The sequence below is a fragment of the Ruegeria sp. CH10 genome (genome assembly GCF_056537125.1).
On the sequence record NZ_JBQFQY010000005.1, the window covers coordinates 137,046 to 151,932 of the forward strand.

Below are 14,887 nucleotides of genomic sequence, written 5' to 3' on the forward strand. Positions count from 1 at the left end.
GACCGATGACTAGAATCAAATTCATAATTCTCAGAAGGGCATGAAAATGGCGACTACCCCTGACCTCTTGCCTCGTAAACTGCGTATCTTTGCGGCGGTCTATGACACGGCGAGCACGACAGCCGCGGCCGAAGCTGTCGGCATAACGCAATCGGCCGTGTCAAAAAGCATCGCTCAGCTTGAAGCCGAGTTCGGGGTGCAATTGTTCGAACGCTCCCCCCAGGGCCTGCGCCCCATGCCCACAGCCGAAGCCCTGCGCAAGCGTACTCGTTGGCTGGTTCGGGAAATCGATTTTGCAAATGCCGAAATTCGGGACACGGCATCGCTTGCCAATGTTGAGTTGCGCATTGGATCGGGGCCGGTCTGGAACGTGAAACTGCTGCCCGAAATCCTGCCGGGGTTTTGCGCGGATCACCCGCAAATCCGGCTGGATATTGCAACCGGGTCCGGCGATTACCTTGTGCCGCGAATGATCGACGGGCATTTCGACATCTATTTTGGTGTTTTGTCGAAAGAGTTTGAGCGCCCCGGCGTTCTTTGCGAACCACTGCTGAACATGGAATTGCAGATTTTCGTGCGGCAGGGGCATCCCTTGCTGTCATCCTCTGAACCCCGCGCCGAACAATTGGTCAACTACCCATGGATTGGATTCTCCAGCGACGATCAATTGGAAGGGAACGCGCAAAAATGGGCCAAGGATCTGGCGATCCCTTCGCGCCAGTTCTCGCTGCGGATCATGTCGCTGACTGCGATGATGGCGGTTGCGCGCGCCAGCGATCATGTCGTCTTTGCCGTTGATGCGCTTGCGGATGCGCTTGGCCGCAACGGCCTTGTCCAGCTGCCGTTCGCACAGGGGCCGGGACAGGTCATCAGCGGATATGCCGTCCGATCCAGCATTGCCGAGCTTCCCCCGATCAAGAACCTGATCTCAAGGGCGCGGCAATGCTGCCTGACAGACGCACAGGCGCAGAGTTAACGCGCCCTGGTTCCGTCATCAGGTCACTTGGCGTCCCAATCCAAAATGATGAATGGTTCTTCGATCACCCGTTGCGAAATATCGGAATAGACACGTTCGATATCCTGAACAGGGATGCTGACGGACAGAGCGCTGAAATCCTGCCCTTTCTCAGCCAGCCACCCCAACGCTTTTTCAAACCCCGAGAAGATACTGTGAGGCGCGTTGTTATACCCCTCAAGCAACTCTTCCCAGACGAACCCGCGGCTGTGGATCGGCAGTTCCCATTCCCAGCCGCTGCGCAGGTTGACATAGCTAAAGAAAACCTCGCGCAGGATGTTATGTGCCGGGATGTCGGTGCGTTGCTGCCAGGGCACGCCAACCAGAACAACTTCTCCGCCTTGCCTGACGATGCGACAGGCGTCCAATACGGCGGCCTCGTGACCCGAACAATCGACCGCCAGTGCCACTTTGCGGGCAAAAGCAGGATCGTCCAAGGGCATTTTGGCGAAGGTGCTATTGATGCCTGACTGTTCAACCTGCGCGCGGCGCAGCGGGTCTGGTTCAACCACCGAAACCTTGTAACCGCCAATTTTGAAGTTCTGAGCCGCCAGAATGCCGACCGGCCCGGCCCCGCAGATCACGACATTATCCCCCGGACGGGCCTTTGTGGTCATCAGCGTTGTCATGGACACACCCATAAGCCGGGCCAGCAACGCGGTTTCCGGTGTCATGCCGTGTGGCACGGGCAAGGTATGACGGGCCTGATACTGCTGGGTTGAGCGGTGATGACCCATGCAAAAACGCAAATCCCCGACCGCAACACCCTGCACATCCGCGCCGATTTCATCGACACGAAAAACAGCGGCGTATCCGGGCCGGATGGGAAAATCGTCCCCATTGGCCCAGGCCAGTTCTGTGCCCTGGCTGATCAGGGTCGCCACCGTCGGCCCCCTGATTTCGTCTGCGGCAAGCGGGGTGTCCTGATAGTCGGACAGCACAAAGGTGTTTTTGGCGGGAAAGACGATTTCCTGAGGCATTAGGGTGTCCTTTCGTCAGAGCGACAGGCTGTCGCCGCTTGCGGTGTCAAACAGGTGGAGGGCATCGGGGTCGAAGTGCACCGTGACCTCAGCGCCCGGAGCGGGCCTGCCCAACGCCGGAACCTCGGCGATCAGTTCGTGCGGCCCGGCGCGCAGGTCCAGAAGGGCCTCGTTGCCCAGATACTCGGTCACTTCGACACGGGCAGGGGCGGTGTTGGGGTCAACGTCCTTTGCCAGAGACAGGCCGTTGGGGCGAATTCCGATGGTCACGTCCTGATCTTCGGCCAGAACACCCTTGAACCGGTCTGGCACAGAAAGGTGCAGGCCATCCGCCTCAAGCCGCCCCTGTCGCACACGGGCCGGGATCATGTTCATCGGGGGTGAGCCGATGAACGTGGCAACGAACGTGTTGTTGGGCTGGCTATAGACCTGTTCCGGCGTGCCCACCTGCTCGATATGGCCGTCGCGCATTATGACGATCTTGTCGGCAAGGGTCATCGCCTCGACTTGGTCATGGGTGACATACAGGACGGTTGTGCCAAGGCGGTTGTGCAGCTTGGCGATTTCCAGCCGAACCTGTGTGCGCAGCTTGGCGTCCAGGTTGGACAGCGGCTCGTCAAACAGGAACACATCCGGCGTGCGCACCATGGCGCGGCCCATCGCGACGCGCTGGCGTTGTCCTCCGGACAGTTGTGCGGGGCGACGCGCCAGCAGCTCGGCCAACCCAAGCGTGGCGGCAACCTCATCGACGCGGCGGGCGACCTCGTCCGTGGACAGGCTCAGCGGTTTGAGCGCGAACTCCATATTCTGCCGCACGGTCATATGGGGATAGAGCGCATAGTTCTGGAACACCATCGCCACGCCGCGATCCTTGGGCGCGACCTCATTCACGCGCGCGCCGCCGATCGACAGGTCGCCATCCGAGACATCTTCGAGCCCCGCAACCATGCGCAGCGTCGTGGTCTTGCCGCAGCCCGATGGCCCCAGCAGAACGACGAATTCGCCCTCTTCTACGTCCAGATCAATGCCATGGACGACCTCGACCTGGCCGTATCGTTTGATGACATTTCTCAGCGTGATTGCCGACATTGCACTTCCTTTACTTGACCGAACCCATCGTCAGCCCGCGCACCAGCCACCGCTGGCAGGTCAGGACAAAGACGACACCGGGAATGAGTATGACAAACGAACCGGCCATGATGCGGCCCCATTGCACCGCGTCCGACGACCAGAAAGACATGACCGCCACCGGCGCCGTTTGCGCGTTCGAGCCGGTAAGCATCAGGGCGAACAGGAACTCGTTCCATGAGAAGATGAAACAGAACACCGCCGACACCGCGAGGCCGGGTGCCGCCAGTGGCAGCGTAACCTTCCAGAAGATCGAGATCAGCCCATGCCCGTCCACCGCAGCGGCTTCTTCCAGCGCGGTTGGCACTTCGTCAAAGAAGCCTTTCATCAGCCAGACGGTCAGGGGGATATTCGCCGTGGAATAGACAATGATCAGCGCAATGGGTGTGTCCAGCAGGCCCACGGTCTTGAAGATGATGTAATAGGGCACGACCACGGCGATAGGGGGGAACATGCGCATTGACAAAATCCAGAACGCGACATCGTTCATCCGCTTGTGCTTGATCCGGCTGATCGCATAGGCGGCGATGCTGCCGAAAAACACTGAAAACGCGGTCGACCCAAGCGCCACAATCAGACTGTTTGCGATGAACTTGCCAAAGGGCCGCATGGCGAACAGGTCGCGATAGTGATCCAGCGTCGGCTCAAAGATCATCGCCGGGGGTTTCTGGAACATGATCGGGCTTGGTTTGACCGAAGATGAGGCGATCAGATAGATCGGCGTCATAAAGACGATCAGGGCAATCCCCAGAAGGGTATAGACCAGGATCGCTTGTTGGGTGCTAGGTTTGTTCATATCGTCACTGTCAGCTCTGCATCGGATCGCGGTTGAGGGATTTGAAGAAGAAGGTGATCAGCACGACAATGATGATCAGCGACACAAAAGATGCAGCCGCCCCGACCCCCATCTGCCAAAAGGTGAAAGACTGGCGGTAGATGTACAGTGACAGCACTTCGGTTGAATCGCCGGGGCCGCCTTTGGTCAGCACAAAGATGATGTCGTAGATCTTGAACGCATCGATGGCACGCAGGAACAACAGGCTGACCAGAACCGGCTTCAGCTGCGGCAGCGTCACATAGCGGAAGACCTGCCAGCGGGTGTTCCCGTCAATGCGCGCGGCCTCATAGGGTTCGGGCGACAGGCTGGTCAGCGCGGCGGCGGTGCCCATCATGATGAACGGCGTCCACTGCCAGATATCAGCAATGGCAATTGCCCACAGCGCCCAGTCCGGCGAGGTGATCCAAGAGACCGGGCCAAGGCCAAGAAAGCTGAGGAAATAGTTCAGATAGCCCAGCTCGGGGAAGTACAGAAACAGCCAGACAAGCCCCACGATCACCGGTGAGATCATCATCGGGATCAGCAGCAGCGTCCGCGCGACCCCCATTCCGGGGAGCCGCTGGGTGACCAGCAACGCAAGACCCACACCGATGAAGAGCTGAATGCTGAGCGTAATGGCCATCAGCTGAAAGGTGATCTTCAGCGCATGCAGGAAGTCGCCGGTCGTCAGAACGTTCTGATAGTTGCTCCACCCCACGAACACGCGCGGCACGAAAGGTTTGGCCAGATCGTAAGACCGGAAGCTCAGATACCCTGCATAGAGCATCGGGTAGATCGTCGTCAGAAACAGGATCAGGATGGCAGGCAGCAGAAAGATCAGGAAAATCCGTCTGTTGCGCTTACGGATATACGCCATGAAGCAGAGCCTTGGTGAAAGAGTTTGTATCTTGGTGCTGCCCCGGTACGCGGGCCGGGGCAGCGGGGAGGCCGGCCTTAGTTGAAAATGTCGGCCGGTGCGTCGTTGATCCAGCGTAGGCGCAGATCCTCGGGGAAGACCTTGAGCCGCGTGTTGATCTTGGTGCAGGCATTGGTCAGCGCTTCTTCCGCTGTCTCGGTTTCACCCGCCATGTACTTGTTCAGCTCAACGCCAAAGATTTCTTCGACATCGGCATAGAACGGGTGGAAGATACGACGGCGTGCGTTGTCCTGCGTTTCAAGAAGCACCTTGTAGTAGGGGTATTTCTCTTGCAGGTCGGGGTCGGACAGGATCGACTTGTGAAACTGGCTGACGCCTGATCCTTCTTCGGCAAAGCGGCGCATCATGTCACGGGATGTGCCCCATTTGATGAACTCCCACGCGGCCTCTTTTTCCTGATCGGCGGCCTTGGAGTTGATGCCAAAGCTCAGCGCGCCGGTCATGGTCGGCTGCGGGCTGCCATCGCCGGTCGGGCTGGCGGCATAGCCTGCTTCACCCACGGTCGGCAGAACGGCCTCATCAGGGTTGGTCAGACGCACGGTGCGCACCGACCAATAGCTGGACTGGGCGACCTCGGCCCGTTCCATGTAACCGGTGCGAATGTCCCACATCAGGCCCAGATAATCCGGCGGGTTGAACGCCACGAGGCGTTTCATCACATCCGCTGCGGCCAGCGCAGCCTCACTGTCCATCGCGCAGAGGCCGGTTTCCGGGTCCCAATAGCTGCCGCCAAAGCTGCGCATGATCGGGAAGAAGTCATGGGTGATCGCACCGGCCACCCGGCTATAGGCTTGCGCGTTGCCGTAGAAGTCTTTCTCAAGCGTTTCGCCGGCCAGTGTTGCGCCAGCGGGCCGGGTAAAGAACTCGGCAATGTCGATATACTGATCCCAGGTCTGCGCCGGGGCCAGATCATAGCCGTATTTCTCTTTGAATGCCGCCTGTTCTTCGGCGTTCTCATACAAGTCCTTGCGGTAATTTTGATGCCAGATCATGCCCGAGGCCGGGAAGGCCAACAAGCGCCCCTGCCAGGTGTTTTCCTGTAGCTGGATAGGAACGATGTCATCGAGATGGATTTCCTCAGCGTCGCGTTTGACCAGATCGGTCAGATCCTCCAACGCGCCGGATTCGCCCAGAACGCCAACCCAGGGGCTGTCGACCCACATCAACTGATAAGACGGGTCGTTGGCGCTGGCCTCGATCACGATCTTGTCGATCAGACCGGGATAGGGGAACATGTCGATCTGCACCTTCGCGCCGGTCAGTTCCTCGAACTCATCCACGATCGGGGCAAGACGGGTGACGGATGTGTCACCGATAGCCAGCATCTTAAGCTCAACGCCGTCAAAATCCTTTGCGTAGCCCACCGTCGCCGCAGTGATGGCGACGGCTGACACAAATGCGGTCAGTCCTAATGGTTTCATGGTTTCTCCTCCGCTGTGCGACGCTTTCCGCGTCTTGATGAAACGTTTAATCTTTTGTCAATTTTTTGCGCCGGTCATTTGCCCTGCGACGGAGTCCAAAGCATCTCAGACGCCTCTGCCTCATATCCCAACGGCCCGTTTGCGCTTACGATTTCAAGATATTGTCCCCAGGGGGCACGCAGATACATCCAGACCAGCTGGTCCATCGGCCCACCTTCGATCAGGGTTGGCCCTTCCAGCACGTCCACGCCCTTGGCCTTCAGCCGTTCGGCGGTGGCAAAAGCATCTTCGACCTCGAACGCCATATGCATCGCGCCAACCTCACCATTGTGCTTGATGGGTGTCGGATCGGAGACGCCCGAATACTCGAACACCTCCAGCGATCCGCCGCGTCCGACCTGCAAAACCCGCTGGTCCGAGATCTTGCAACCCGCCGGAACTCCCAGCCGAGTCAGCATGAAATCGTCATCCACATCGACCGCGCCGCATTCCATGATCGTGACCGCCCCGAAAACGTCGGTGAAGAAGGCAACCGCCTCTTCCATATCCGGCACGGTGAACCCGATATGGTGTAAACCCAATGTGGTCAAAGCAGCCTCCCTTCTGTTTGATGAAACGATTAACGCACTAGATAGTTACTTAGTCAAGGAGGAATTTTTTCCGTCTTCATTATTGGTCAGAAAAAGCCTCAGGCCAGGTCGCGGCGGCCATCGTTGCGTTCGTCCGCGAAAATGACCGCGGGCAAAGGATCAAGGCCCCGCACCATGTCTGACGCTTTTTCACCGATCATGATGGTCGGCGCGTTTGTGTTGGACGAATTGATCGCGGGCATGATGGAGGCATCGCAAACCCGGATACCCTCTAGCCCCTTGATTTTCAGTTCGGTGTCCACCACCGCCATGTCATCATGCCCCATCTTACAGGTTCCGACCGGGTGGTGGTCGGTCTTGGCAATGCCCATGGCATAATCCAGCACCTCAGCTTCTGATGCATTAGGGCCGGGCAGAACCTCGTGCTGGACATAGTCTTTCAGGGCGGGTTGCTGCATGATCTCGCGCGCCATCTCCAGCCCGCGCAGAGACATTTCCCGATCATAGGGATCGCCCCAGAAATTAGGATCGATAAGCGGGGCCGTATCCAACTGGTCCGAGGCCAGCCGCACGGTGCCGCGGGACCTTGGTCGGGCAAATGTGCTGTTTAGCGTTACGCCGCACCCATCGATCTTGACGATGCCTTTCTCGATCCCGGACCCCTGCCCCAGATGAAACTGCATATCGGGTGCGTCCGCATTCTCGTCCGCGTACCAGAACCCGCCCGTTTCAAACAGCGACGCCGTCACTGGGCCGGTCTTGGTCAGGTAATATTGCAATCCGGCCAGAATGGTCCGGTCGATCCGATCCGTTCCATCATAGGTATGACGTCCCGTGCATTGCGAAATCGTGCAGAGATCAACGTGATCCTGCAGGTTCGACCCGACGCCGGGCAGGTCATGTTGCACGTCGATCCCGACCGAACGCAGATGGTCTGCTGGCCCGACGCCGGACAGCATCAGCAGCCGGGGCGAGCCAATCGCGCCAGAGGTCAGCAACACCTCGCGCTCGGCCCGCAGGGTGGTGCGATCCGATCCGGTCATCACCTCAACCCCGGTCGCGCGGCTTTTGTCCAAAACGATCCGCCGGACCTGAGCCCCCGTCATCACTGTCAGGTTGGGCCGGGATTCGACCGGCTTCAGATAGGCTTGCGCGGTCGAGGACCTGCGCGCGTCTTTCTGCGTCAGCTGGTAAAACCCGCAGCCGGCCTGCTGCTTGCCGTTGAAATCCGGGTTGTACGGCAGACCCCATTGCTGCGCAGCCCGGATGAAGGCGCTGCAAATCGGCAGCGCGCCGCGTGGCATCGAGACACCCAGCGGGCCATCACCGCCGTGATAGTCATCTTCAAACCGCTCATTCCCCTCGGCCCGTTTGAAATAGGGTAGAACCTCGCGATAGCTCCAGCCGTCGCAGCCGTGAACCTCGGACCAATTGTCATAATCCCTGCGGTTACCGCGCGTGTAGATCTGCGCATTGATCGAAGACCCGCCACCGATCACACGTGCCTGCGTGTACCACAGTGACCGACCGTTCAGACCCTTTTGCGGCACCGTGGACCAGCCCCAGGACGCAATCCCCTTGGTCATCTTGGCAAAGCCCGCAGGCATGTGAAACAGCGGGCTGCGATCCCGCCCGCCGGCCTCGACCAGCGCAACTTTGACGTCCGGGTCTTCGCTCAGGCGGGCGGCCAGCACGCAGCCAGAGGACCCACCCCCGACGATCACATAGTCGAAAGTCTGACGCGACATCTGCCTTCCTCTGCACCATAGTTTGTAACCATTTGGTTACAATAGGTGGCACAGGCGCATCGGCCCAGTCAAGTCAGGCGGGCGACAGAGTCGCGTATCACAAGCTCGGGCCTGAGGATAACAGGGTCTACGGGCGCGTTGTCATTGCGCAGAAGTTTTACAATCGTCTCTGCCGATATTCGTCCAATCTGGGTTGGATGAATGTCCACTGACGACAGTCCCGGTATCATCGCATCATTTTGCTGGATGTTGTCGAACCCCATAACCGACAAATCCCGGCCGATCAGAATTCCCATGTCCTTGGCGGCTCGATAAACGCCGCTGGCTTGGTCGTCATTGAAACATAGAACGGCCGTCGGAAGCCGGTTTTCGGATTGGGCGGCCAAGAGCCTGTCGCGGGCAAAGTCCGGCAGTTGAGAGCCAGGGTGCAACACACAGGCGCTGGCGGGCAGACCGGCTTCGGCAAGCGCCTTCAGCACGCCCTGCTTTCTACCTTGCCAGGTCGTTGTCTGTTCATAACCTCCGACAAACCAGAAAGAGCGGTGGCCGTTTTCGATCAGATGGCTCGCTGCCAGATAACCCGACATTACCTCATCAGCGCCGACAAAGGCAGCACCTGATCCGGGCAGGTCGCGCACACACACAACTGTCGGGATGTTGCGGCGCAGTGTTTCCGATATGGATTCGGCGTTGGGAACATGCACCGGGCTGATAACAACCCCAGCCACCCCTTGTGCAATCATCGAGGCAATCAATTTTTGCTGCCGGACAGGATCATTCTGCGCGGTCGCCAACAGGGTCAGATAGCCTGCCTCGTAGGCTGCCGTTTCCAAGGCTGCGACAAGCTCGCTGAAGAACGGGTTCACAACGGTGTTCAGCACGACACCGATCAGAGAGGATCGGCCCGTGCGCAGCTGCGCCGCCTTGTCGTCCCTGATGAACCCCAACTCGCGGGAAATCTTCAGAATGCGGTCCCGCGTCTTTGCCGACACACGCCCGCCACCGTTCAAAGCATAGGAAACAGTCGCGTTTGAAACGCCTGCTGCGCTGGCAATGTCAGAGATTTTAACGCGTCCCAAGCCCGCTTCCTAAATTGTGGCGCAAACTTTTTCCAAGGTCCAAGCGCAGTTTCTTCAGACAAAAGCATCACATTTGCGGTGTGATTGTCCAGTCAGAGCCAGCTGACCTGCCGTGCAAACTGCGCGCATGACCCGTCAGGTGCCTGCTACCCCGGCATACTTATCCTGTGACCCTTCGCCCGGATTCTTCCGCGCATTGTCACAAATGGTTCGTATGAATGCGTTACGTGGTTCACATGAACCAAGAAACGCCATCCATAAAACAAACCGCGCCTACCGGCAGCACCGAACGTCAGGCGCAGATCGCCGAGATCGTCCGCGACAGGGGGCAGGCCAAGGTCGAAGAGCTTGCAATCCAGTTCGGCGTCGCAACGCAGACCATTCGCAAAGACGTCAACGCGATGTGCCAGAAAGGGCTGCTGCGGCGCGTGCATGGCGGGGTCGAGCTGGCAACGGTGAGTGCGCAGCATTACGAACTGCGCCGCATCCTGAACCTGACTGCCAAACGCGCGGTCGGTCAGGCCGCCGCCAAATTGATTCCCGACGGGGCGACCGTGGCCGTCTCGATTGGCACCACGCCCGAGTTGGTTGTGGCGAATCTCGATCGGCATCAGGGGCTGCAGCTGTTTTCGAACAACCTGCATGTGGCGCTGACAGCGCATCAGTTCGATGGCACTCAGGTCACTATCCCCGGCGGCCGCCTGCGCCGGTCCGAGGCCGATATCGTGGGGCCTGCGGCGGTTGATTTCTTTGACAGCTATCGCGTTGACATCGGTCTTTTTGGTGTCGCGGCCGTCAGTGCCGATGGCGCGTTGCTGGATTTGTCCGAAGAGGACGTTTTTGCCCGCGAGGCGATCTCGCGCAATGCACAGACGCGCATTCTGGTTCTGGACGCGACGAAATTCTCTCGCACGGCCCATGCCTGCAGCGGACACGTCACGGGTGTCGACCATGTGGTGTGCAATACCCGCCCACCCGAGGCGATCTGCACGATGCTTGCAGGTGCCGGAGTGAACCTGGTGATTTGCGACGAGGTGGACAAATGAGCGCCCTGAACGGCAAGCCCATCCACCTGTCCGCCGTGCGCAAAGCCTGGGGCGAGACGATCTCGCTTCGGGGCATTGATCTTGAGATCCCGGCGGGCAAGTTCACGGCGATCCTCGGCCCGTCGGGCTGCGGGAAATCAACCACGTTGCGGGTTATTGCAGGGCTGGAAACGGTCAGCGGGGGTACGGTTCGTATCGGATCAGATGACGTGACCACCCTGCCGCCTGCGCAGCGGCAATTGTCGATGGTGTTCCAGAACTATGCGCTGTTTCCGCATTTGTCGGTGGCGGAAAACATAATCTTCGGCCTGCGGGTTGAGAGGCTGAACAAGGCGGAACGCGACCAGCGCCTGACCGAGGTGGCCGGGCTGTTGGAACTGACGCCGTATCTTGATCGCAAACCGGCGGCCCTGTCAGGCGGGCAACAACAGCGTGTCGCGCTGGGGCGGGCGGTCATCTCGCGGCGGCCTGTCTGTCTGATGGATGAACCCCTGTCCAATCTCGACGCCCGTCTGCGCGACGAGATGCGGCGTGAAATCCGGCAACTGCAACGCAGCCTTGGCTTTACCATGGTCTACGTCACCCATGATCAGATCGAAGCCATCACCATGGCTGATCAGGTCGTGCTGATGAATGCGGGGCAAATTGAACAGGTGGCTACGCCGCAGGAGCTTTACTCGGCCCCTGCCACACCGTTTGCCGCGCGGTTCATCGGCACGCCACCGATGAATCTGCTGCCCGCCGAGGTGTTCGCAAATGGTGAAGGTTCAGAAAGCTTGCAGGTTGGCATCCGCCCCGAACAAATGCGGGTCGCAGTGGACGGCCCGCTGACAGCCACGGTCAAGAACGCCGAGTTTCTGGGCGCGGATACCCTTGTCGAACTCACTACTCAAGGGAACAGCCTTCTGGCCAAGTTGCCGGGCAACCGCAGCTTTGCGCCCGGAGAACACCTGTCTTTCGGTTTTGAGGTCGATGACGTGCACCTTTTTGACACCCGATCGCAACAGCGCATCGATGACGCCGCGCGTGCGTCCAGCTTTGCGCGGGGGGCGGCATGATCCCCCTGCTCCCGAATGCCCCCGAACTGCTTCGGGTGCTGCCTGCCGGCCTGACCGGTCTTTACCCTCATGGAGAACTGACATGATCTCGAAACTCAAAGCGGCCGTGGCCGCATTGGCCCTTGCCGCATCTCCGGCTTTGGCTGTGGACCTGGAGTTTTACTTTCCGGTCGCCGTTGGCGGGGCCGCTGCCAACACCATCGAAGAACTGACCGCCCAATATGTCGCTGCCAACCCGGACGTGAATATCGACGCAATCTATGCCGGGTCGTATCAGGACACCGTCGCCAAGGCCCTGACAGCCGCGCGCGGCGGCAACGCGCCGCAGCTGTCGGTGATCCTGTCGGTCGATATGTACACACTCTACGACGAAGATCTGATCCATGCGTTTGATGATTTCGCCACCACGGACGAAGACAAAGCATGGCTCAAGTCGTTCTACCCGGCGTTCATGGAAAACTCCATGATCGACGGTAACACCTATGGAATCCCGTTCCAGCGCTCGACGCCTGTGCTCTATTACAACAAAGAAGCGCTGGCTGAGGCCGGTCTGGAGCGCGCGCCCGAAACATGGGACGAGATGAAAGACTGGGCCGCCAAACTCACTAAAAAAGATGACAGCGGAAACGTCACCCAATGGGGTGTGCGTATCCCGTCGTCGGGCTTCCCCTACTGGCTGTTTCAGGGTCTGACGACCTCGAACGGTGCAACACTGGTTTCCGATGGTGGCACCAAGACCAACTTTGACGATCCCAAGGTGGTCGAGGCGCTGGAGTATCTGGTGTCGCTGTCCAATGACGGCGTGATGGCGCCCGGTATCATCGAATGGGGCGCGACGCCGAAAGCCTTTTTCGAAGGCCAGACCGCAATGATGTGGACCTCGACCGGCAACCTGACCAACGTGCGCAACAATGCCCCGTTCGAGTTCGGCGTTGCAATGCTGCCCGCCAAGGAAAGCCGCGGCGCACCGACCGGTGGCGGCAATTTCTACCTGTTCAAAGGCGGCTCGGACGAAGAAACCAAAGCTGCGTTCGACTTCATCAAGTGGATTTCGCAGCCCGAGCAGGCGGCCAAGTGGTCGATTGCAACCGGCTATGTGGCCCCGTCACCTGCCACATGGGACTCCGATGTGATGAAGGCTTATGTCGCGGATTTCCCGCCCGCCCTGGTCGCGCGGGATCAGCTGGAGTTCGCAACGGCTGAGCTGTCCACCTACGAAAACCAGCGCGTGACCCGCATTTTCAACGATGCGCTGCACGCCGCCATCACCGGTGAGAAATCGGCAGCCGAGGCGCTGGCCGAGGCACAGGCCAAAGCTGACGATGTCCTGAAGGACTATCGTTAACCCCAATCGCGAGGCGGGCCGCCCCGCCTCGCACCCCCCCTAAAGGACCGCCCGATGCAACGACACTGGATACATGCCTGGCTGCTGCTGACGCCTGCTTTTGTGTTTTTGCTGGCGTTCACCCATATCCCGGCCATCACCACCCTGTGGCAGAGTTTCTGGACCACGCCGCGGGGCCGCCGCCCCAGCCGCTGGGCCGGGTTGGAGAACTATCAGGAGCTGATCGCCGACCCGATTTTCTGGAAAGTGCTCAGCAACAATATCTGGTTCGCCATCGGCACAATCCCCACCTCGATCGTCATCGCGCTTGGGATGGCTCTTTGGGTCAGTGAACGGCTGCCGGGGCGCGGATTTGTGCGTATGGCCTATTTCACCCCGACCGTGCTGCCGATGATTGCCGTCGCCAATATCTGGCTGTTCTTCTACACACCCGGCTTTGGCCTTTTTGACCAGATCACCGGCCTGTTCGGCTTTGGCCAGTCCAACGTGCTGGGCAACCCCCAAACGGCGCTGATCGGGGTCATGGTGGTGACGATCTGGAAAGAGGCGGGGTTTTTCATGATCTTCTACCTTGCCGCCCTGCAAACCATCCCGCCCAGCCTGATCGAGGCCGCCCGGATCGAAGGCGCAGGCCCCTGGACCATCTTCCGGCGCGTGACCTTTCCCCTGCTGATGCCCACCACGCTGTTTATCGGCGTCAACGCGGTGGTGAATGCGTTCCGCATGATCGACCATATCTTTGTGCTGACCGGGGGAGGGCCTGACAACGCCTCATCGCTGCTGCTTTACTACATCTACGAAACTGCCTTCCGCTTTTGGGATACATCCTACGCGGCGGCTTTGACGGTGGTGTTGCTGGCCCTTCTGGCCCTGCTGGCACTGGGCCAGTTCTTCTTCCTCGACCGCAAGGTGCATTACAAATGACGCGCGCCCTCAACATCACCGGGGCCTGGGTGCTGGCCCTGATCTGGGTTCTGCCCCTGGCCTATGCGGTCTGGACAGCGTTTCATCCCGCCGCCTTTGAGGCGCGGTTTGACCTGTTCGCCCCAATCACGCTGGAGAACTTCGCCAAAGCGTGGGAGGCCGCGCCCTTTGCGCGCTACTTCCTCAACACCTTCATTCTGGTCACGGCCATTCTGATCGGTCAGTTCATCCTGTGCACCCTCGCGGCCTATGCCTTTGCCCGCTACCGCTTTCCGGGGCGCGAAATCCTGTTTGCGCTGGTGCTGGTACAGCTTCTGGTGATGCCCGACATTCTGATTGTCGAGAACTACAAGACCATCCGCTATCTTGGGCTGGTTGACACGATTGCGGCGATTGCCCTGCCCTATATCGCCTCGGGCTTTGGGATATTCCTTTTGCGCCAGACCTTTCTGTCGGTGCCAAAGGAACTGGAAGAGGCGGCGCAGATCGAGGGCATGTCCAGCCTTGGGATCATGCTGAAGGTCTATGTGCCCTTGGCGCTGCCGACCTATCTGGCCTATGGGCTGGTCTCGGTCAGCCACCACTGGAACAATTTTCTCTGGCCGCTGATCATCACCAATTCGGTGGAAACGCGGCCCGTGACGGTGGGATTGCAGGTCTTCGCGTCCATCGATTCCGGAGTAGAATGGAGTGTCATCAATGCCGCCACCCTGATGACCTCGGGGCCGCTGCTGATCGCCTTCCTTCTGTTCCAGCGCCAGTTTGTTCAAAGTTTCATGCGCGCGGGCATCAAATAACG

14 protein-coding genes are annotated in these 14,887 nt (G+C 59.3%); 6 read left to right on the forward strand and 8 right to left on the reverse strand.

Annotated features, from left to right (window positions below; all coding sequences use genetic code 11):
- The first annotated feature begins 46 nt into the window (after positions 1–46).
- On the forward strand, positions 47–976 hold the full coding sequence (locus ACRZ94_RS15495) for a LysR family transcriptional regulator (protein WP_480797767.1): 930 nt from the start codon (positions 47–49) through the stop codon (positions 974–976).
- Between the two features lie 23 nt (positions 977–999).
- Here ACRZ94_RS15495 and ACRZ94_RS15500 read toward each other — a convergent pair whose 3' ends face one another.
- The 8 genes from ACRZ94_RS15500 to ACRZ94_RS15535 form a co-directional block, all read right to left on the reverse strand.
- Positions 1,000–1,995 (reverse strand): zinc-binding dehydrogenase, encoded by a 996-nt coding sequence (locus ACRZ94_RS15500; protein WP_480797768.1) that lies wholly within the window; start codon positions 1,993–1,995, stop codon positions 1,000–1,002.
- Positions 1,996–2,010: 15 nt separating this feature from the next.
- Positions 2,011–3,084: an ABC transporter ATP-binding protein gene (locus ACRZ94_RS15505; protein WP_480654892.1), complete on the reverse strand. Its 1,074-nt coding sequence runs from the start codon at positions 3,082–3,084 to the stop codon at positions 2,011–2,013.
- Positions 3,085–3,094: 10 nt separating this feature from the next.
- Positions 3,095–3,919: a carbohydrate ABC transporter permease gene (locus ACRZ94_RS15510; protein WP_480654894.1), complete on the reverse strand. Its 825-nt coding sequence runs from the start codon at positions 3,917–3,919 to the stop codon at positions 3,095–3,097.
- Positions 3,920–3,929: 10 nt separating this feature from the next.
- Complete coding sequence (locus ACRZ94_RS15515) at positions 3,930–4,817, reverse strand: carbohydrate ABC transporter permease (RefSeq protein ID WP_480654896.1); 888 nt, start codon at positions 4,815–4,817, stop codon at positions 3,930–3,932.
- Positions 4,818–4,894: 77 nt separating this feature from the next.
- Positions 4,895–6,298, reverse strand: coding sequence for an extracellular solute-binding protein (locus ACRZ94_RS15520; RefSeq protein ID WP_480654898.1), 1,404 nt, complete (start codon positions 6,296–6,298; stop codon positions 4,895–4,897).
- A gap of 74 nt (positions 6,299–6,372) precedes the next feature.
- Positions 6,373–6,888, reverse strand: coding sequence for a VOC family protein (locus ACRZ94_RS15525; RefSeq protein WP_480654900.1), 516 nt, complete (start codon positions 6,886–6,888; stop codon positions 6,373–6,375).
- A 98-nt stretch (positions 6,889–6,986) separates the two neighbouring features.
- On the reverse strand, positions 6,987–8,636 hold the full coding sequence (locus ACRZ94_RS15530; protein ID WP_480654902.1) for a GMC family oxidoreductase: 1,650 nt from the start codon (positions 8,634–8,636) through the stop codon (positions 6,987–6,989).
- 68 nt (positions 8,637–8,704) lie between these two features.
- Entirely contained in the window at positions 8,705–9,715 is a 1,011-nt protein-coding gene (locus ACRZ94_RS15535) for a LacI family DNA-binding transcriptional regulator (protein WP_480654904.1), read from the reverse strand.
- 236 nt (positions 9,716–9,951) lie between these two features.
- Between ACRZ94_RS15535 and ACRZ94_RS15540 the strand changes: the two genes are divergently transcribed.
- The 5 genes from ACRZ94_RS15540 to ACRZ94_RS15560 all read left to right on the forward strand — a co-directional run bounded on the left by ACRZ94_RS15540 (position 9,952) and on the right by ACRZ94_RS15560 (position 14,885).
- The gene (locus ACRZ94_RS15540; protein ID WP_480797769.1) at positions 9,952–10,761 is read left to right on the forward strand and encodes a DeoR/GlpR family DNA-binding transcription regulator; all 810 of its coding nucleotides are present in this window, start codon (positions 9,952–9,954) and stop codon (positions 10,759–10,761) included.
- Positions 10,758–11,819 carry an ABC transporter ATP-binding protein gene (locus ACRZ94_RS15545; RefSeq protein WP_480797770.1) on the forward strand — a complete coding sequence of 354 codons (1,062 nt, stop codon included), beginning with the start codon at positions 10,758–10,760 and terminating at the stop codon, positions 11,817–11,819. Before ACRZ94_RS15540 ends, ACRZ94_RS15545 begins: the two co-directional genes overlap by 4 nt.
- Positions 11,820–11,901: 82 nt before the next feature.
- Positions 11,902–13,164: an ABC transporter substrate-binding protein gene (locus tag ACRZ94_RS15550; protein ID WP_480797771.1), complete on the forward strand. Its 1,263-nt coding sequence runs from the start codon at positions 11,902–11,904 to the stop codon at positions 13,162–13,164.
- A gap of 54 nt (positions 13,165–13,218) precedes the next feature.
- Positions 13,219–14,088, forward strand: a complete 870-nt coding sequence (locus ACRZ94_RS15555; protein WP_480654911.1) for a carbohydrate ABC transporter permease — start codon at positions 13,219–13,221, stop codon at positions 14,086–14,088.
- Positions 14,085–14,885, forward strand: coding sequence for a carbohydrate ABC transporter permease (locus tag ACRZ94_RS15560; protein WP_480797772.1), 801 nt, complete (start codon positions 14,085–14,087; stop codon positions 14,883–14,885). The genes ACRZ94_RS15555 and ACRZ94_RS15560 overlap by 4 nt, the downstream gene beginning before the upstream one ends.
- Positions 14,886–14,887 lie beyond the last annotated feature (2 nt).